This is a genomic window from Pseudomonas sp. IT-P171, assembly GCF_949767765.1.
Lineage (GTDB): Bacteria > Pseudomonadota > Gammaproteobacteria > Pseudomonadales > Pseudomonadaceae > Aquipseudomonas > Aquipseudomonas fluorescens_B.
Map to the genome: position 1 here is coordinate 326,057 of NZ_CATKQN010000022.1, position 19,465 is coordinate 345,521.

General features: G+C 59.5%; 12 protein-coding genes. 4 read left to right on the forward strand and 8 right to left on the reverse strand.

The window, feature by feature from the left end; genetic code table 11:
* Positions 1-116: 116 nt before the first annotated feature.
* Positions 117-1,046 (reverse strand): AraC family transcriptional regulator, encoded by a 930-nt coding sequence (locus tag ACM6I5_RS16510; protein ID WP_017340520.1) that lies wholly within the window; start codon positions 1,044-1,046, stop codon positions 117-119.
* Between the two features lie 334 nt (positions 1,047-1,380).
* Between ACM6I5_RS16510 and ACM6I5_RS16515 the strand changes: the two genes are divergently transcribed.
* Positions 1,381-1,734, forward strand: coding sequence for a putative quinol monooxygenase (locus ACM6I5_RS16515; protein ID WP_414877848.1), 354 nt, complete (start codon positions 1,381-1,383; stop codon positions 1,732-1,734).
* 41 nt (positions 1,735-1,775) lie between these two features.
* Positions 1,776-2,006: a hypothetical protein gene (locus tag ACM6I5_RS16520; protein WP_414884227.1), complete on the forward strand. Its 231-nt coding sequence runs from the start codon at positions 1,776-1,778 to the stop codon at positions 2,004-2,006.
* Here the strand turns inward: ACM6I5_RS16520 and ACM6I5_RS16525 are convergent, their stop codons facing one another.
* The 7 genes from ACM6I5_RS16525 to ACM6I5_RS16555 all read right to left on the reverse strand — a co-directional run bounded on the left by ACM6I5_RS16525 (position 2,007) and on the right by ACM6I5_RS16555 (position 16,908).
* A complete protein-coding gene (locus tag ACM6I5_RS16525) occupies positions 2,007-2,636 on the reverse strand; it encodes a flavin reductase family protein (RefSeq protein ID WP_017340517.1) in 630 nt (209 codons plus the stop codon).
* Between the two features lie 236 nt (positions 2,637-2,872).
* A complete protein-coding gene (locus tag ACM6I5_RS16530; protein WP_017340516.1) occupies positions 2,873-4,195 on the reverse strand; it encodes an MFS transporter in 1,323 nt (440 codons plus the stop codon).
* 299 nt (positions 4,196-4,494) lie between these two features.
* A complete protein-coding gene (locus ACM6I5_RS16535; protein WP_017340515.1) occupies positions 4,495-5,829 on the reverse strand; it encodes a sigma-54-dependent transcriptional regulator in 1,335 nt (444 codons plus the stop codon).
* On the reverse strand, positions 5,823-7,589 hold the full coding sequence (locus ACM6I5_RS16540; protein ID WP_414884228.1) for a sensor histidine kinase: 1,767 nt from the start codon (positions 7,587-7,589) through the stop codon (positions 5,823-5,825). Before ACM6I5_RS16540 ends, ACM6I5_RS16535 begins: the two co-directional genes overlap by 7 nt.
* 122 nt (positions 7,590-7,711) lie before the next feature.
* On the reverse strand, positions 7,712-10,555 hold the full coding sequence (locus tag ACM6I5_RS16545; RefSeq protein ID WP_414884229.1) for an RHS repeat-associated core domain-containing protein: 2,844 nt from the start codon (positions 10,553-10,555) through the stop codon (positions 7,712-7,714).
* A complete protein-coding gene (locus tag ACM6I5_RS16550) occupies positions 10,555-15,201 on the reverse strand; it encodes a SpvB/TcaC N-terminal domain-containing protein (protein ID WP_414884230.1) in 4,647 nt (1,548 codons plus the stop codon). Before ACM6I5_RS16550 ends, ACM6I5_RS16545 begins: the two co-directional genes overlap by 1 nt.
* A gap of 183 nt (positions 15,202-15,384) precedes the next feature.
* Positions 15,385-16,908 (reverse strand): fumarate hydratase, encoded by a 1,524-nt coding sequence (locus ACM6I5_RS16555; protein ID WP_017340511.1) that lies wholly within the window; start codon positions 16,906-16,908, stop codon positions 15,385-15,387.
* Between the two features lie 471 nt (positions 16,909-17,379).
* Between ACM6I5_RS16555 and ACM6I5_RS16560 the strand changes: the two genes are divergently transcribed.
* Positions 17,380-18,486 (forward strand): GGDEF domain-containing protein, encoded by a 1,107-nt coding sequence (locus ACM6I5_RS16560; RefSeq protein WP_414884231.1) that lies wholly within the window; start codon positions 17,380-17,382, stop codon positions 18,484-18,486.
* Positions 18,479-19,414 carry an iron-sulfur-binding ferredoxin reductase gene (locus tag ACM6I5_RS16565; protein WP_414884232.1) on the forward strand — a complete coding sequence of 312 codons (936 nt, stop codon included), beginning with the start codon at positions 18,479-18,481 and terminating at the stop codon, positions 19,412-19,414. Before ACM6I5_RS16560 ends, ACM6I5_RS16565 begins: the two co-directional genes overlap by 8 nt.
* Positions 19,415-19,465: the final 51 nt, after the last annotated feature.

Genomic DNA, 19,465 nt, shown 5'->3' on the forward strand with positions numbered 1-19,465 from the left:
TGGCAGGCCAGCTCCCACAGGTTTATCGGTGTTCACACGATTTTGTGATCACCCACAATCCCTGTGGGAGCTGGCCTGCCAGCGATGGGGCCATCCGTTACCCCCTCAAGGCTGAATCAGACCGTCAACCGCAACCGCGCCAAATCCCGCAACGGCGGCGCCCCGAACAACCGGCTGTACTCCCGACTGAACTGTGACGGGCTTTCATACCCGACGCGATACCCCGCCGCCGACGCTTCCAATCCTTCCGCCAGCATCAACCGCCGCGCTTCCTGCAACCGCAACTGCTTCTGATACTGCAATGGACTCATCGCCGTCATGGCCTTGAACCGGTGATGCAGCGTCGACACGCTCAAATTCACTTCCCTGGCCAAATCATCGATGCGCAGCGGCTGCTCGTAATTGCCATTGAGCCATTTGATCGCCTGGCTGATGCGATGGCTCTGACTGTTGGCGATGGCAATTTCATACAACCGATAGCCCTGCTGACTGCGCAACAACCGATAGAGAATCTCCCGACGAATCAGCGGCGCGAGCATGGCGATGTCTTTCGGTGTGTCCAGCAATCGCGCCAGGCGCAGCACCGCGTCGAGCATCGCCGTGTCGATCCGTTCGACATACAAGCCACGCCCGGTCGGACGGGTTGGTACGCCGAGCGGGCCGGCGTCGGCAATCAGCGCGGTGATTTCCGCCGGGTCGATGTCCAGCCGTACCGAGAGGATCGGTTCATCAGACGTGACGTTCACGATCCGCCCGCTCAGAGGCATGGAAACCGACACCACCAGGTAATTCAGCGGATCGTAATTGAAGAATTCGTCCGCCAGCCTGACCTCTTTGCGCCCCTGCGCCATGATGCACAACGCCGGTTGCGCCAGCACCGGGGCGAAGTCATGGGACTTGCTGTGTTTGCCCAGAAACAGCGAACCGACGGCGGTCTCATAATTGCCATCCTCCGTGGTGTTACGACGGATGATGGCCGCCAGTTCCGCGCGCTGTTTCTCCATGTCGGCGTCCAGCGGGGCTTGAAAGTGATCGAGCGACGACATGCAGGGCATCCTCGGCGAAGCAGTGGGAATGAGCTGAGCTTAAATTTGTGCAAGGCGCAGCGGTAGACACATCCTGCCAAAAGCTTGCCTGATTCTGCACGAGGTTGCAGAGGCGGGTGGTTCTGCCGGTTTAGCACAGGGAAAACTTGCTCGAACCTCGTGTTTCAGCGCCGTGACAGGTTTTACACATTGTTACAGGTGCTGAAGGCAGCTTCGCAGGATTGTGCAACAAGCCGGCAGGAATCGACTAACAGGGCAGCGTGCGGGCGCTTAACCTTGGATCCTGTCGCAGCCCGTCCCACGGCTGCCACTCGAGTACCTGGGAGGGTTGAACATGTCTACGCAGATCCCCGTCAGTCATATGGCCTTTGTCCGCGCCCGCGCCGGGCGTTCGGCGGAGCTCGGTGCGCGCCTCAGCGCCTTGATCGAACCATCGCGCACCGCGCCCGGATGCCTGAGCTTTACCCTGCAGCATTCGCAATGCGATCCGGAGTTGTGGCTGGTGTCCGGTTTCTGGACCCATCAGCAAGCCATGACCGCTTATTTCAGCACGCCGGCGATGGAGATTTTCGCCGAGCTGGTGCAGGAACTGGTGGTCAACAGCCTCGATTTTCATACCTTCAAAGAGGTCTCGGCTGTCCAGGCGCTGGGTCAGACCCAGTCCTGGGTACACAAAATGGCGGGTTGAGGGTTTAATGGCTCGACTTTCCATCAGCCAGGATCCGCGACATGGCACGCAAAGCCTTTGACACCTTCGAAGCCGTATCCGCTGTAGTGCCCCGCGAAGGCGGTTACTACGCGGCGATTGCCACCAAAGCCATCGGTGGCTCGGCTGCACCGCGCTTCAACAAATTGCTGGAAGAGCAAACCTTCAAGACCGCCAGAGAAGCGGACGAGGCTGCCGCCCTGCAACTGACGCACCTCAAGGGCGTCGGCGAAGACGGCGAGCTGATCTGGTAACTACTTGACCGCCCCCGGGCGGAACATCTTGAACAAGGCCTCAGGCCCCAGCTGGAAATAATCCGCGGGTCCGCCACCGCGCAGAATCGGTTCTGCCGCGGCGGTGTCGTACACGCCGTCCTTCAGCAGCCATTTGGCAATGTGCACGGCCACCACTTCGCCGAGAATCAGCCAGCTCGGCACCACGTTGCCGTCGGCCCGCTGCAACTGAATGATCTGCGTGACCTTGCACTCGAAGGACACCGGGCTTTCGGCAACCCGTGGCACCTGAATGACTTTCGACGCCACAGGCGTCAGCCCGGACAACTCGAACTCGTTGACCTCCGGCCCGACCATCGCGCAGCTCTGGTTCATCTGTTCGGCCAGTGGCCGGGTCGCCAGGTTCCAGGCGAACTCGCCGGTCTGCTCGATATTGTTCAGGCTGTCTTTGCGCCCGACGCTGGAGAACCCGATGATCGGCGGAATGTAATTGAAGGCGTTGAAGAAACTGTACGGCGCCAGGTTCAGGCGGCCGTCGGCATCCTGGGAAGAAATCCAGCCAATGGGGCGCGGGCCGACGATGGCGTTGAACGGGTCATGGGGCAAGCCGTGGCCGTTGGCGGGTTCGTAGTAGTGGATGTCGTCGGGCATGGCATATATTCCGGGAGGATCGGGAGGCAGTCATGGTGCAAGGACGAACGGATAATTTCCAGCGATGAGATTCAAATATGGGAGCGAGCCTGCTCGCGATAGCGGTGTGTCAGTCAGCCAATGTGTTGCTGATACGCCGCTATCGCGAGCAGGCTCGCTCCCACAGGTTTTGTGTCGGGCAAAGAAAAGGGGCAGACCCGTTAAGGTCTGCCCCTGTTTTTGTGGCGCTAACGAACTCAGTCCGTCTCGATTCGCGAGTGCTTGCGGGTGTCTTTCATGGTGATGTACACCAGCAACGACACGGCGATGCACGCGGTGACATACCAGTAGTAACCGGTTTCCATGCCAATGCTCTTGAACCACAGCGCGATGTATTCAGCGGTGCCGCCGAAGATCGACACGGTCAGCGCATACGGCAAGCCAACGCCCAGTGCGCGGATTTCGGTCGGGAACAGCTCGGCTTTCACCACCGCGTTGATCGAGGTGTAGCCGCTGACGATGATCAGCGCCGCCATGATCAGGAAGAACGCGCCCCACCAGCTCTGGATGGTGTGCAGGGTGGTCAGGATCGGCACGGTGAACAGCGTGCCGAGGATGCCGAAGGCAATCAGGATCGGCCGACGACCGACCTTGTCCGACAGTCCGCCGATAATCGGTTGCAGGCACATGAACAGGAACAGTGTGGCGGCGGAGATGGTGGTGGAGTCGGAGATGCTCATGCCGACGGTGTTCACCAGGTATTTCTGCATGTACGTGGTGTAGGTGTAGAACGCCAGGGTGCCGCCCATGGTCAGGCCGACCACGGTCATCAGTTCCTTTGGATGGCGCATCAGCGTGCGCATGGCGCTTTCTTTTTTCTCTTTCTTGACCTTGGTGAACGACTCGGTCTCTTCCATGCCACGACGCAGGTACAGCGCGACCACGGCACACAGTGCGCCGATAGCGAACGGGATGCGCCAGCCCCAGGCATACAGCTCTTCGGTGGTCAGGAAGTTTTGCAGCACGATCAGCACGCCCAGCGCGATGAGCTGGCCGGAGATCAGGGTCACGTACTGGAAGCTGGAGAAGAAACCGCGACGGTCCTTGGTCGCCATCTCGCTGAGGTAGGTGGCCGAAGTGCCGTACTCGCCGCCGACCGACAGGCCTTGCAGCAGACGCGCGAAAATCAGCAGGATCGGCGCGCCGATGCCGATGGTTTCATACCCCGGGCTCAGGGCGATCAGAAGTGAGCCGAAGCACATCAGGTACACCGAAGCCATCAGCGCTTTCTTGCGCCCGGCCTTGTCGGCATAGAGACCCATCAGCCAGCCACCGATCGGGCGCATCAGGAAGCCCACGGCGAAGATCGCAGCGGTGTTGAGCAGTTGCGCGGTGGTGTCGCCTTTGGGGAAGAAGGCTTTGGCGAAGTACAGCGAGAAGGCGGCGTAGACGTACCAGTCGTACCACTCGACCATGTTGCCGACCGAGCCGCTGAAAATCGATTTGATGCGACTGGCGGTGGTTCTTTCTTTGGCCGGCACGGCAGCCGACCCAAGGGGCAGGGCGTTGGAGTTATCCATTGAAGGATCCTTCGTTTAATTGTTTTTGTGGAGCGCGTTGAAACGCAGCCTGCGTGGGCTATAGCAGGAGCTGTGCCAACGGAATGAGGGCCGGTTTAGAGGGGTGTTGAGGTTTGAGTGAGCGGAAATCCGCTTATTGGGAATTGGGGGTGAGCGGATAATCGCTTATGGCCCTGGGATTTGTGTTTGTGTGTGCCGGCCTCATCGCGAGCAGGCTCGCTCCCACAAGGGGCCGGTGTACACAGTTCAAATGTGGGAGCGATCCTGCTCGCGATGAGGCCGGATCAGGCAACAAAAAATCAGCTGTCTTGCAGGAACATCTCCCGCGTGAGCCCATGCCGCTGCATCTTTTCATTAAAGGTCCGACGGGGCAGTTGCAGCTCTTCAAGCACTGCCTTTACATCGCCCTTGTGTCGGGTCAGCGCCGCGCGCAGGCAATGTGCTTCGAACGCTTCCGCTTGCGCCGCCAGCGATTGCCCGGGATCCATCCCGACCGGTTCCGGCTCACCCAGCCCCAACACCTGCCGCTCGGCCACGTTCGCCAGTTCACGCACATTGCCCGGCCAGTCATGGCTCAGCAGATGGCTCAATTGCGGGCCGCTCAACGGCGGGAACGTGCGGCCCAATCGTTCGGCAGCGCTGTGCGCAAACGACTCGAACAACAGCGGAATGTCTTCGCGACGCTCACGCAGCGGCGGCAAGCGCAATTCGGCGACGTTCAGCCGATAGGCCAGATCCTCGCGAAACCGCCCGGCCCGCGCCTCATCCAGCAGGTCGGGTTTGGTCGCAGCGATGATCCGCAAGTCCACGCGGATGCTCTGATTGGAACCCAACCGTTCCAGCTTCTGCTCCTGCAACACCCGCAACAGTTTCACCTGCTGGGCCAGCGGCATGCTTTCGATTTCATCGAGAAACAGCGTGCCGCCATCGGCGTATTCGAGCTTGCCGATGCGTTTGCCCTGAGCACCGGTGAAAGCGCCGCTCTCGTGACCGAACAGCTCGGCCTCGAACAACTGCTCGGGAATCGCCGCGCAATTGAGCGCGACAAACGGTTTGCCGGCGCGCGGCCCGAAGTCGTGCAGGCACCGGGCAACCAGCTCCTTGCCGCTGCCGGTTTCACCACGGATCAACACGTTGACCGGCAACGCCGCCAGGTCCAGCACTTGCCGACGCAGCGTCTGCAAGCCACGGGACACACCCAGCAGCGTCGCGTCGAGTTTGGCGCGGTTGTCGGCCTGCTCATGCAAGGCGCGGTTTTCCAGCACCAGCCGGCGCTTGTCCAGCGCCCGGCGCAGGCTGCCCAGCAGGGTTTCCGGGCTGAAGGGTTTTTCGAGGAAATCGTAAGCGCCATCGCGCATGGCATCGACGGCCATTGGCACATCGCCGTGGCCAGTCAGCAGAATCACCGGCAAATCGGCGTCACGGCGCTGCACTTCGGCCAGCAGTTCCAGCCCGGTCATGCCGGGCATGCGCACGTCGCTGAGGATCACGCCGGGGAAATGCTTCGGCAACTGCGCCAGGCACTCCTCGGCGCGGCTGAACAGTTGCACCTCGAAACCCGACAGGCTCAGCCATTGTTCGACGGCGCTGCGGATACTGCTTTCGTCGTCGACCACCATCACTGAATTCAGCATGCGCCAGGCGCCTCCGGGTCGATGGGCAGGGTGAGTGTGAACACCGCGCCGTTGTCGTGATTATCGGCGCTCAAGCGTCCGCCCGATTCGTGAACAATGGCAAAGGATACGGCCAGACCGATGCCCAGGCCATCGCCCACCGGTTTGGTGGTGAAAAACGGGTCGAACACCTTCGCAAGATTTTCTTCGGCGATGCCACTGCCGTTGTCGATGACATTCAGGCGCCACAGTTGTTCGTCGGCTTCGAGGCGGATTTCCAGGCGTTTGCAGGGTTTGTCCTGCATCGCATCCAGCGCATTGCGCAGCAAGTTGATCAGCACCTGTTCCAGACGAATCGCATCGCCGCGCACCCAGGCCGGGCGCGTCAGGTGCAGCACGGTGCTGACCTGTTCATCGCGCAGGCGCGTGTCGAGCAGCTCGAGCGACTGATCCACCACCGCTGCCAGGTCCAGGCGTTCGCGCAAGCCGCTGGGGCTTTTGCGGGCGAAGGTTTTCAGGTGGCCAGTGAGGGCGGCCATGCGCGTCAGCATGTCATCCACCGGTTTCAGTGCCTTGTAGGCGTCGTCGATGCGGCCGTGATCGAGCAGCAGACGCAAGGTCGCGAGTTGCATGCGCTGGGCGGTCAGTGGCTGGTTGATTTCATGGGCCAGGGCGGCAGACATCTGGCCGAGGGCCGCGAGTTTGGCCGATTGCACCAGGCCGTCCTGAGCCGTGCGCAGGTCGCGGGTGCGTTCTTCCACCAGTTGTTCGAGCTCTTCGCGACTGCGCTGGCGAATTTTCGCCAGGCGCCAGCGCTGGTTGAGGAAGAGCAGGAGAAACACCAGTGTCAGCCACAGGCCGGCAGCGGCGAGTGCGGCGTTGCGACTGTCTTCGAACGCCACCTGGGGGCGGCGCAGCAGGTGCAGGGTCCAGCCTTCGGTGGTCAGCGGCAGGGATTCCCACAGGTAGTCCGTTTTGCCGTCCGGGCCATCGACCTGCGCCAGCTCACTGTTGTCGTCGAAGCGGCGCAGCGATTGATAGTCCAGCAGTGTCAGCGGTTGCTTGTCGTATTGGCGGGTGGCCTTGAGCTCGGCGTGATCGCTCTCGCTCAGCGGTTTCAATTGGCGATAGCGCCAGCCCGGCCGATTGGCGATGAAGATGATTCCGCGTGCATCGCTGACCAGCAGCGTGTCGCTGCCCTGACGCCATTCGCGTTCCAGTTCCGGAAACTCGAGTTTCACCACCATCGCGCCGAGAAACTTCCCGTCGTCACCCGTGACGGCGCTGGACAGGAAGTACCCCGGAATCCCGCTGGTCACCCCTACTGCATAAAAGCGCCCGGTGCCCAGGGTTCGGGTCTGGCTGAAATAGGGACGAAAACCGTAGTTGTGGCCGACATAACTGCTGGGCAAACGCCAGTTGCTCGCCGCCACGGCAAGGCCGGTGTGATCAAGCAGTTCCAGGGTGGAGGATTGCGCGGCACCGTTGATCTTTTCCAGTTTGCGGTTCAGCACATCCTGTTGTTCGGGCGTTACCGGCCCTTTGAGCGCCGAACGCAGTTCCGGGTCCAGCGCCAGCACGGCGGGCAGGGCGCGGTAGCGTTCGATCAGGGTATGCAGGGAGGTGGCGTACAAACCCAATTGCAGATTGGCGCGGGCCGCGTCTTCCACCAAGGCCTGACGCTCGGCGTGACGCATGGCCAGGGTCGCGGCGAGGACAGTGCCCGCGATGATCAGCAAGGTATATAGCGCCAGGCGCAGGGATCGGGAAGTCGGCAGCATGCTGTGGGAACAGGTAAAAATAAGGAGGGCACCATAGCATGGGAGGTGAGTATGAACTATCAATCCAATGATCAGTCACCACGTTATACCTGATTTTTTTGCCGCTAAGTTTTAAGTGGCGCTTACTTCCAAGAGTTATTGTTGCCGAGTTGGATGTATCGGCCAAGCGGCATTTTGTATGTCATTTCTTGATAAAAAAACATTGGAGCTTTTTCTTCGTATGATTGTATCTTTTGGTCAAGGCTGAGCATTTCTGCTACTTGTTCGTCATGACGCAGAATGACGTCTGTATATACTAGAGGTCCTACCATGTTGCCCATTATTGTGGGTCTGTCATCTGGGTTTTTTTCGAGTATTGACTGCCCGATATATCCACCGCTTTTGGAGTACCTTCCGGAATTGACAACTTGTGTATAACGTAAGGTCATTTCATCCATGACGTCCTTCAAAATCGAGTTTCCTGCATGGGCAGCGAACGAGCTGTTAGGTATCAGGGAGGCAGGCAGCTCTCCTTGCCAAGATACATACACAGGTTCGTGTGTAATAAGTTCGTCAGGTTCTGCCATTAATGGTGTGTTGCCTAATTGCTCTCCATCATATGTCCTATCGTCTTCGAGGTAGATATCGTCGACATCGGAGTACATTCCACCGAGTTTATACACGATGAACGGTCTTAAAGTGTCCGCTACATAAGCGAGGTTTTTTGGGTCTCCCAATCTGAAATCATTGTATAAGGTCGATATTTCGGTTTTCTGGAATTCGTTGAAAAGCTCACTGTCTCTCAAATAAATAATGTCGTGAACATTGAGTTGTGTCAGTATTTTGGAGTATCTGTCTTTGATAGCTGTCTCCAAGTATAAGTGCACTTTGTAACCGCTGGCCTGCTTGACGGTGTTGTTGATGTTGGCTATGTGTGCGGCTAGTTTTTCTGGTGCTTCGCCAATCCATATCATATGAATGTCTTTATTAATCGGTTTTTTTTCTGTCCCCCATGAGTCTCTATACACAATAGGATTGTTACCGACCATTCCATAGCGATTTAACCCATCAACATCTCCCGCCGGATCCGGATTCACCCAACGCCCCAGCCACGGCGCGTAATATCTGAACCCATAGTAATAAAGCCCACAAGCATCCTGTTCCTTGCCCGAATACCGAATGGTCTTGTGATCGGCATCAACTCGCGAACGAGCCGCCCACCAAGCTGTACCGCCGAATGGGTAATAGCCTTCATGACTGATCACACCCGCGTCTTTATCCAGTTCCAGACTGCAAGACCCCACATGATCGTCGACGCTGTAGCGCAGTTGATCAGCGTCGATATCATCGGGTTTGCCTTTGACCCAATGCAGGCACCGCACGCTGCCACGAGCCAGTGGAACGCAGATGACCTGAAGTTCTTCGTCGTCATCGGTTGTGCGCACTTCCAGTCCGGGCAAGTAATGGACGACACGTCGGTGGGTAACGGCGCGGCCCTGTTGGGCACTGAATTTGACGACCCGTTCACCGCCAGCGCTGTAGCGATACCCTTCACCGTCATCGGCGGCGGTCGGGCGGCGAACGGTGGTCACGCTTTGTAGCTGATTCAGCGCATCCCAGTTCATCGCCTGAGCACCGGGAACCAGCCGTTGCAGATTGCCATTCGCGTCGAAGTCACGCAGGAAGTCCGGTTCGTCGTCACCCTCGTTCCAGGGCAAGGCGCGGTTGCTGTGCGGATCGACGCGCAGCTGTTGCCTGAGCGGATTTCTATCGCTGACATGGCGCAACCCGGTGCGGTTACCGCCCGCGTCGTACTCGTAATACTCGGTGTAGTTGAGTAGCCTGCCAGGATCGATGGGACTGGGAATGATGAGTTCCGGCAAACCGGGGGGCTGACCGGCATTGACGGTCTCACGACCCGTGGCGCAGGTCAGCTGGTAAAGGCTGTCGTAGGAAAAAGTGTTTGCTGCCTCTACACGCTGGTTGGCGAAAAACGTGATGGGTTGGGTGTGGTCCAGCAGTCGCAGAATGTTGCCGACCGGGTCGTACTCAGAGCGCAGATCCTGCAAACGAACGCCTGCCGAGGTGATGGCGGTCAAGCGTTCCAGCTGACCGCCTGCTGCCTCGTAGGTCGCACTGCTGGTGACGTCGTTGCCGGTCAGCTGAGTCAACAGTTGGCCTTCGGCGTTGTAGCTCGCCGCTTTCAACAGCGGTTGCCGGCCTTGAGATTCGAGGGTCAGGTCAATGCGCTGCAATTGCCCGGCGCGATCAAGGCTGAAGTGCTTACGGTGACTTCCGGCATCGGTTTGCTCAAGCACTTGTCCCAGCGACCCGAAGCGGGCGGTGGTGGTGTACCCCACGCCGGGTTGCAGCAGGGTGTCGCGTTCCGCTTCGACAACGGGCCAGTGGGGATGGACTTCGCATTGGTCCGGTAAAAACCGTCGACGTTGCCGGACGACTCCGCCGCTGAGTGCCTGCTGGTCGAGCCACACTGCACCGGCTCGATCATCGTGGCGGATCAGTTGCCCGCACTGGTTGCGCTCGGCAAATTCGCCCGCGTTGTCGGCATAGGTCAGGCGTTCAACGGTGCGTACGGTCAAGCCCTGCATGTGCTCATGGACTGCTGTCAGCCGTCGCTGTACGTCGTAATCATGCTGCCAATGACTGCCTCGACCATCCCAATGCTCGCGCATTTGCCCGGTCCCGTCCGGTAAACCCAGGCGCCATCCGGCGTCGAGATTTTCAGTGCACAACGCAGTGCCGGACAAGCTGTAAACGGTGGCCGTGTTCGGGCGGGACCCAGGCGCGAGGAAGCGCGGATCCCGTTGCGCAACCAAACGGCCGGCCGCGTCGTACTGCTGAGCCGTCACCCGCGATTCAGGCTTGAGTTCGCTGGCGTCCCGCCGCCAGTACGCCACCTCACGTACTGACAGGTTACGGTTGTCGATGACTCCAACGTGTGGAGTTTGTTCATCAATGGCTGGCATCAATGCAGCGTTCTGTTGAGGCGCCGTGTTGCTGCGGGTGGTTCATCAAACAGATCGTTTTCATCGAAGGCGATGACGTACCAGCAGCGGTAGCGCTGTTCCCGGCGCAACGGTTTGAGTTCCGAATTTTCGCCTTGCGGCATTTTTTTTGCCAGGATGGTGTGGGTCGGTCGGCCGGCGGCGTCGTAGAACTGCTGGTCGTGATAGGCGAACACGCGTAGCGAGTCATCGTTGATACGTCGGAACTGATCCGCGAAGTAAGGCCGGTAGATGCGCACTTTCTCGCCCTTGTTGTTGTATTCGACCGGTTCGCTGACCCGCCAGCGCCGTGTGGCTTCGGCTTCTTCCGGCTGGCCATCTTCCTTGAGTTTCAGCGTGCCGTCTTCCAGCACCACCCAGGCCTTGCCAGGCTCGACTTCCTGTTTGGTTTGCAGCACCCGGCCAAAGCCATCCTGATGGAGGATGGCGATGCGAATCTGTAACTCCGGATCACCCGGGTAACGGTCCGCTTGCAAGGTGGCGACGTGAACAGGTTCTCGGTGGGCGGCGTCGACGTATTGCTGAAGAAGCTGTTCTTGCGCACTCGGGTTTTCGAGCGCCAGCACGTGCTGGCGGGCGCGATCGCAGAGATGCCCGCTGGGCAACACAAAGCCTTGTTCCCGTGCCCAGGCCAACCATTGCGCACCCGGTGACTCGGTCTTGGGGATTTGCCCCATCCAGCTCAATGCATCGCTGAACATGGCCATGGCGAAGTTGCCGATGGCAACCTTGGGCGATTCGATGGCGTGAGCCGGGCTGCGATCTGTAGGGCGCACGTAGTCCTGTAGCGGATCGAAGCCCACTGGCAGGCCCAGTTCGGTGCCATGAAAACTGGTGACCAACACTTCGCCAAAGGCGTTGTAACACGCTTCCTGAGTGTTTTGGTTGGGGTCTTTGATGGCTGCGGGCAAGAACGTGCAGTAATCGACATCGAGGATCTGGGTGACACAACCGTCCGGTAACTCGATTGCCGTGTGCAGGCACCAGTAGGGGTCATACGTGACTTTCGTGACGCCGTGACTTTGCGTCTGCTGGAAGGATTCGACATTGTAGAAACCCTCCGGACCAAGGTAGCGCGGGAAACCACGGTGCACGGACCACAGGTAGTTTTTCGCATCGGTCGGATCATCAGGCTCGGCCTGTTCCACCTCGGGCAGGAACCACTTCATGATGTGATAGCCCACTTCGGGGGATTCAAGCTTCTCCTTGAGATTGAAAGGCATCTGCCCCTGATCATCCTTGAGTTTGTCGTAAGCGCTCAAGGCGTGGGCATCCAGTTCGGCGATTTCCACGTAGCCAGGCAGCGCGTGAATTGTCGCGTCGCCTTTTTCCATGGTCTGGTGGGTGGCAGGGTCAATGTATAACTGCATCGACATGCCGGCGAGCACCGACTGCTTCGCCCACTCCCCCTCGTCCTCGCTCCACGCCAGGAAATTCTCGTGATGGATATCCTTGATACTTAACTGCGCCTTTTCCAGTACCAGCGCATTCCCGCGCTCGCGATACGGCAACCCCAGTCGAAAAGGCGTTCCCGGTTTCCAGGTCGCTTCATCGTACAGATGGATGAGTTCGGCCTTGGACTCGGTCAGATACCAGCGCTGTTGCGCCTCATCGTGGGCGTCCTTCCAGTATCGGTTGTCATGCTCGTCGTCGAAGGGCGGTGTTTCGTCGGTTTTGCGCCGTGCGTAGTAGACGATGAAGGCGTGCAGCGGACTGCCGAACTCATCCCATTTCAGATTGAGGGTGTGCTCGCAGCGTGGATCGTCGGGCATTTCAGGTTCGTACTGATAGCTGATCGATTCCAGCGCCATGGGTTGCAGCACGGCATAGGGGTAGTGCTCGTTTTTCGCCCGCAGCAGGCGTACCAGGAAGCGAGCCTCCGACACCGCATAGGGCACCACTGGATTATCCAAAGCGAACACTTCAGAGCGCAATGTCGAGCCACTGAGCGATCGTGCGATCTGGCGGGTCGTTTCCTCGTCAGGCTCAAGCGGTTCTCCAACCCTGTCTCGTAGATGGAAGCGTTCCAGTTTGGTCGGTTGCAGCGCAACAGCCTGCGCATCGTCGCTGTAATACCCGACCCTTGGCTGATTAATGGATTTGCCAACGTGAAACCAGGTTTTACTCAGGATCGGAGCGGTGAACCCCAAGGTTGCACGTACCGCTTCGGTGGCTTCGGTGTCGGTCTGCAATAACAGGCCAAAACCGCGAAACTCCCGTTCGAAGGGGTCGTAGTAACCCTGGCGGTAACTCATGAGCTGGGTCAGTTTATTGCCGGTGATTTCATCGACCTGAGTCTGGCGCTTGACCAGATGCATGGCGAATGGCAGTTCGGACTCGACGACGGCGTCCTTGTCGATCAGGTGATGTTCGTATTCCTCATCGAGGAACTCCTGCGCCGAACTGCGATAGTCGATAAAGCTGAGGGCGCCCATGTTGTTGTTGCTGCGGTTGACCAGGTAGGGCTTGGCGTTGACGAAATCGTAGCGCCAGTGCCGGGGAGACATGTGCGGTACGGTCAGGATCAGGCTGGTGCAACCCATTCCCAGCAGGTCCGCCGTGGTGACCTGACACAACCGATCGTAGCGCACGCCTTCGGGCCAGGGCACTTCGACAGGTTCGGTGACGAAGCCCTTGCCGCAGTGGTTCATGAAGATCAGAAATCCGTCGGATTGCAGGTAGATCAGGTCCGTTGCGCCTGAACCGTCGAGGTCCGCCAGGAGCACTTGCGAGGCATTGAATGTCTCGTAAGGAAACGTTGGTGAGCTGAGCACGATTCTTGTCCCGAAGCGCCCATGGCCGAGGTTGGGCCAGCACTCCAGGCTGTTGTGACGGATACGGAACAGGTGCTGTTTGCCGCTGCCCAGTACATCACTGAAGCCCACCACTTCGGTTTCTGAATTGCTCGGCAGTGGCAGGGCATCGTCTTTGTCGTGTTCAACATTCCGGCCGGCACTGAACCCCTGGTCATCGCCCAGATTTGTGTACAAACGCACACTGTTGCTGCCGATCAGGGCCACGTGAGTGCGACCGTCACCGACCAGATCGGTCATTTGCGCCTGAGGATGGAAATATTCCAGCGGAAAGGCTTTATAGGGGACAAATCCTGACCACTGGCGGTCAGGATTCAGGGTGAAACAGCCGTTCATGGTCGGGGCGTGTACGCCCCATTCGAGCTTGCCGTCACCGTTCAGGTCAGTGAGCGTCTGACGCAGCGATTTACTGCTGTCGGCCAGCGGAATGTATGGCAGTTCTTTCAAGTCGCCGTAGCGAACGTCATCGCTGGGGTAGTTATCGCGCAACGGTTCGCGGTAATACCAGGCCTTGTCATAGCGGCATAAAATGCCGGGCATACCTTTGCTGTACAAATCCACCAACTGGTAACGCTGACCGTCATTGAGGCCTGGCATCTGCGGGAACGCTTTCCAGCCGGGTTGATCAGCTTTTTCCAGATCGAAGGGCGCGTAGTTGAATTCGAACGGTGGCCGGCTCTCGATATCGTCTTGCTTACCGTAAGCCTGAAGATGAGCGGCAGTCAGATGGTTGTAGTCCAGCGCGCCTTGGTGGTGCTCCAGAAAAAGCCGTTGAACCAGTTTCGGTGAGTCACCCAGTTCGTCGCGGAAATGGTGAAACATCATGACTTGTCTGCACAGGCGTCGAGTGCCCAGTTCAAATCCGTAATCGTGATTCCAGAACGGGTCGCTGCGTTCCAGCCATTCGCCGTACTGATCGCCGCCCGATGTGTAAGGTGGACCGTATACCGGTATTTGCGTCAGGTCGTGACTGCGTTCGCCGTAATCGAACAGCAGATGAAAATGGAAGTCGACGTCTTTCCATTCACCGACTTTCAGCGAGTACAGTTCAGGCTCCGCCACTGCATTGCCATAGAGCACCCGGTGCAGATACCGCTGGGCACGATAGTCGCGAAAATCCGGCGCGACCGGTTTTTCCGTTTCGGCCTTGTATTCATAGACGATGTGCTCACCGCGGGGAGAGACGGTTTCGTCCAGCAGCCAGACCCCGACGCGTTCAGGTTCCAGCGCTTTGCTCTCGTCCCTTGGTTCCGCCCGGCGCGACGCCAGTGTCTTGCCATAGACATGGCGATTGCCATCGGCGCTATGAATCAGCCAGAAACCTGCCGCATCGTCGTCACTGATCAGCCGTTCGATTTTGGCAAAACCGCCCTCGATGCGTGGCTGATAGCGAATGGCTCGATAGCTGGTTGTCCCGAGGGTGACGAGTCTGTCAACGATCTCGCCGTCGGCATCCAGCTCCGGCATCCAGGTTTCGCCGTCGGCGCCGACCAGCAGATCCTTGCGCTTGTCGTACAGCGGAACGCCCTTGCTCGTGCGCACCGTTATTGCATTCACGGTCAAATGCCAGCCGATACCGAAAATACTGTTGCCCACGTGACTGCTGTAGCCAAGCGAAAGGGCCGGCACCATTTCCCGGTTGGGCGCCTGGGAAACGGGCAGCGGTATGGCCAACGAGGCCGAACCTGTCGTGCCCACTGCCCCCCAGCCGCCAAAGCTGGCAATGGCGCCACCGATTTTCGGTTGGGCGGGAGCTGAAATATTGATAGTGCCTTTTTGTTCTTCCGTGGCCATTTCCGTTTCCACCTGACAAGGACGCACAAGTGCATTCAACTTATCAGGGGGCGCGGTGGTTGTGACCTGTCATATCTGACAGGTCTGCCTTGTTGGCCGGAAAAATCCCTGGCGTACTCCAGGCGAAAAAAAACCGGCTGTCGTCACCAACAGGCCGGTTCTTTTCAGGGGGGGCAGCGTAACTTACTGCACTTCCACCGCCAGACTCTCACTGATCTTCTTCTGCCAGATAGCAGGCCCAGTGATATGCACCGACTCACCCTTGCTATCCACCGCAACCGTCACCGGCATGTCTTTCACGTCGAACTCGTAGATCGCTTCCATGCCCAGTTCGGCGAAAGCCACCACGCGAGACTTCTTGATCGCTTGCGCCACCAGGTAAGCCGCGCCGCCCACTGCCATCAGGTAAACGGCCTTGTGGTCCTTGATCGCGTCGATCGCGGTAGGGCCGCGCTCGGATTTGCCGATCATGCCCAGCAGGCCGGTTTGCTCGAGGATCTGACGGGTGAACTTGTCCATCCGCGTTGCAGTGGTCGGACCGGCAGGGCCAACGACTTCTTCGCGCACCGGATCAACCGGGCCGACGTAGTAGATGAAGCGACCTTTGAGGTCCACTGGCAGGGTTTCACCCTTGTTCAGCATCTCGACCATGCGCTTGTGCGCGGCGTCGCGACCGGTGAGCATCTTGCCGTTGAGCAGGACGGTTTCGCCCGGCTTCCAGCTCTGCACGTCTTCCGGGGTCAGGGTGTCGAGGTTGACGCGACGGGCCGACGGGCCGGCTTCCCAGACGATTTCCGGGTAGGCGTCCAGCGGTGGCGCTTCCAGGGTCGCCGGGCCGGAGCCATCCAATACGAAGTGCGCGTGACGGGTGGCGGCGCAGTTCGGGATCATGCACACCGGCAACGAAGCGGCGTGGGTCGGGTAATCCATGATCTTCACGTCGAGCACGGTGGTCAGGCCACCCAGGCCCTGGGCGCCGATGCCCAGCTGGTTGACCTTCTCGAACAGCTCCAGGCGCATCTCTTCGATACGGTTGGACGGGCCGCGCTTTTTCAGCTCGTGAATGTCGATGGATTCCATCAACACTTCCTTGGCCATCACCGCGGCTTTCTCGGCGGTACCGCCGATGCCGATGCCGAGCATGCCCGGTGGGCACCAGCCGGCGCCCATGGTCGGAACGGTCTTCAATACCCAGTCGACGATCGAGTCGGACGGGTTGAGCATGGCCATTTTCGACTTGTTCTCGGAGCCGCCGCCCTTGGCCGCCACGTCCACTTCCACGGTGTTACCCGGAACGATGGAGTAGTGGATAACAGCCGGGGTGTTGTCCTTGGTGTTTTTACGAGCGCCCGCCGGGTCGGCGAGGATCGAGGCACGCAAGACGTTTTCCGGCAGGTTGTAAGCCCGGCGCACGCCTTCGTTGATCATGTCGTCCAGGCCCATGGTGGCGCCATCCCAACGCACGTCCATACCCACGCGGACAAACACGGTGACGATGCCGGTGTCCTGGCAGATCGGGCGGTGGCCGGTGGCGCACATGCGCGAGTTGATCAGGATTTGCGCCATCGAGTCACGGGCCGCTGGCGATTCTTCGCGCAGGTAGGCTTCGTGCATCGCCTGAATGAAATCAACGGGGTGGTAATAGGATATGAACTGCAGGGCGTCGGCAACGCTCTGAATCAGGTCGTCTTGCTTGATCACGGTCATGAGTCGCGCTCCTCTAAAAGACGGGAACATTCAATAAGGTGCTTGCAGCTTGGGTGCATCGGTCGGTTGCAAGCACCTTTCAAGGCACGCCGGGCATGCTGGCGCGACGCTAAAAAGGCGCGGCAGTATAACGCGCCTCGCAGGCGGGCACACGCGCCGGCAGTCAATCGTTGGTCGCATACCGCCCACATATGAATATTGCAGAGGAACCATTGTGGCGAGGGAGCTTGCTCCCGCTCGGCTGCGAAGCAGTCGCAATAGAATCAACGGAAAAAAATGCAGGGGCCGCTTCGCAGCCCAGCGGGAGCAAGCTCCCTCGCCACAGGATTCTTGCAACATCGGGTCATCGCTTTGACGCCAGTTTTATGCGTTGAAAATTGAATGGTCATTTGTCAGACACGCCACTAAAGTGGCATTCGGTCTGTAGAGTAGGACACTCGGTCAGCCTCCTTTCGCACGGTGAGTCAACGATTGACCCATAACGCCATCCAGCGCCTTTTGCTCAAACGTTTTGCCCTCGCAGCCGGCACCTACGCCCTGGCCCTGCTGCTGCTGTGGCTGGCGTTTTTTACCGGCCATTACGATGAGCCCCTGGCCAATGTCGCTGTCGGCAGCGCGCTGGTGGTCATCAGCCAGGCGACGTTGTTCGCGGTCTTCTACAGTGGCTGGAACCTGCGGTTCTCCGACCCCAGCCTGACCGAAGCGCAAGTGTTGCTGGGGCTGGGATGGCAAACCTGGCTGGTTGCCAATCTGGATGAGGCACGCGGCGCTTTTCTGGTGTTCTACGTGCTGATTTTGCTGTTCGGGCTGTTTCATCTGTCGCGCCGGGCCTTTGTGCGGTGCGCGCTGTTGGTGTTTTTCAGTTTCAGCGCGATCACGCTGTGGGAGGGCTACCACTTCCAGTTGGCCGACCCGGCACTGGCCGCGTTGCAGGTGTGCGTACTGTTTATCGTGCTGGTCTGGCTGGAGCTTTACGCCCGCTACGTACAGGCGTCACGCCAACGGATGCGCCAACGCCGCTTCGCCTTGCAGGCGCATCAGGACACCCTGCGCGGAATGATGCGCCAGCTCGAAGACCTGGTCGCCACCGACGAGTTGACCGGGCTGTTCAACCGTCGGCATTTCCTGCGCCTGGCCTCACGCGAACTCAACGCCATGGAGCTCGGCGTGGTGCATGGCCTGGCGCTGATCGACCTCGACCATTTCAAACGCATCAACGATGTGCACGGCCACGCTGCCGGCGATCAGGTGCTGCAAGCCTTTGCCGGTGTGGCCAGCGCCTGTCTGCGTGAGGGGGACGTGCTGGCTCGTTATGGCGGCGAAGAGTTCGTGTTGCTGCTGCCCGACTGCAGCCCGGAACGCCTGACTTCCTGCTGCGAGCGGTTGCGGATTGCTTTCACCGACGTCGAGTTGATCGGCCTGAAGGTCGGCAATCTCAGCCTGTCGGCAGGCATGACCCTGCTGGAGCTGGGCGATGATCTCGACGGCGCTTTGCAGCGCGCCGACCAGGCGCTGTATCGCGCCAAGCGCGACGGCCGCAATCGTTGCGCGGCGGCGTGGGAGAACGTCGATGCCTGAGTTACGGGTCGGCGATCGTCAATGGTCGGTGGCGTCTGGCAGCAACCTGCTTGATGCGTTGAATCAAAACGGCGTGTCCGTTCCTTACAGCTGCCGCGCCGGCAGTTGTCATGCGTGTCTGGTGCAATGCACGCAAGGATTGCCGAGCGACAGCCGGCCCGATGCCCTGAGCGCAGAGCAGCGTCAGCAAGGCTGGCGCCTGGCGTGTCAGTGCCAGGTGGTTGAGGATTTGCAGGTGCATGCTTTCGACCCGCAACAGGACGGTCGTCCGGCCGAGGTCGCCGCCGTCGATTGGTTGAGCAGCAGCGTTTTGCGTCTGCGCCTGACGCCGCAACGCCCGTTGCGCTACAGCGCCGGGCAGCATCTGGTGTTGTGGAGCGGCAACGTGGCGCGGCCTTATTCCTTGGCCAGCCTGCCGGAAGAAGACCGCTTTCTGGAGTTCCATCTCGACTGTCGCCAACCGGGCGAATTCAGTGAGGCGGCGCGTCAGTTGAAAATCGGCGATCCGCTGCGTCTCGGCGAATTGCGCGGCGGGGCCTTGCATTACGATCCGGACTGGCACACCCGGCCACTCTGGCTGATGGCCGCCGGAACCGGGCTGGGCCCGTTGTTCGGCGTCTTGCGCGAAGCCCTGCGCCAGGATCACCAGGGCGGCATCCGCGTGATTCACCTCGCCCATGATGCCGATGAGCATTATCTGGCCAAACCTCTGCAGGCCATGGCCGCCAGCCGCCCGAACCTCAGTATCGAACTGTGGACGCCGACCGAGTTGCCCGCGGCTTTGGCGCAACTGCGGCTTGTTTCCCGGCAAACCCTAGCCTTACTCTGCGGGTCCCCCGACAGCGTCGATGCCTTTGCCCGGCGCCTGTATCTGGCGGGACTGCCGCGCAATCAACTGCTGGCCGACGTCTTCCTGCCTCGCGGTTGAGCGCTGACTTTGTAGCGAGCAAGCACCCTCGCCACAGTTGATCCTCTCAGA

What these genes read in the sequence shown, in the direction of transcription:
- ACM6I5_RS16550 (WP_414884230.1), bottom strand. Translation starts at nt 15,201, where the DNA reads ATGGCCACGGAAGAACAAAAAGGCACTATCAATATTTCAGCTCCCGCC.
- ACM6I5_RS16535 (WP_017340515.1), bottom strand. Translation starts at nt 5,829, where the DNA reads ATGCTGAATTCAGTGATGGTGGTCGACGACGAAAGCAGTATCCGCAGC.
- ACM6I5_RS16555 (WP_017340511.1), bottom strand. Translation starts at nt 16,908, where the DNA reads ATGACCGTGATCAAGCAAGACGACCTGATTCAGAGCGTTGCCGACGCC.
- ACM6I5_RS16540 (WP_414884228.1), bottom strand. Translation starts at nt 7,589, where the DNA reads ATGCTGCCGACTTCCCGATCCCTGCGCCTGGCGCTATATACCTTGCTG.
- ACM6I5_RS16530 (WP_017340516.1), bottom strand. Translation starts at nt 4,195, where the DNA reads ATGGATAACTCCAACGCCCTGCCCCTTGGGTCGGCTGCCGTGCCGGCC.
- ACM6I5_RS16525 (WP_017340517.1), bottom strand. Translation starts at nt 2,636, where the DNA reads ATGCCCGACGACATCCACTACTACGAACCCGCCAACGGCCACGGCTTG.
- ACM6I5_RS16515 (WP_414877848.1), top strand. Translation starts at nt 1,381, where the DNA reads ATGTCTACGCAGATCCCCGTCAGTCATATGGCCTTTGTCCGCGCCCGC.
- ACM6I5_RS16545 (WP_414884229.1), bottom strand. Translation starts at nt 10,555, where the DNA reads ATGCCAGCCATTGATGAACAAACTCCACACGTTGGAGTCATCGACAAC.
- ACM6I5_RS16565 (WP_414884232.1), top strand. Translation starts at nt 18,479, where the DNA reads ATGCCTGAGTTACGGGTCGGCGATCGTCAATGGTCGGTGGCGTCTGGC.
- ACM6I5_RS16520 (WP_414884227.1), top strand. Translation starts at nt 1,776, where the DNA reads ATGGCACGCAAAGCCTTTGACACCTTCGAAGCCGTATCCGCTGTAGTG.
- ACM6I5_RS16510 (WP_017340520.1), bottom strand. Translation starts at nt 1,046, where the DNA reads ATGTCGTCGCTCGATCACTTTCAAGCCCCGCTGGACGCCGACATGGAG.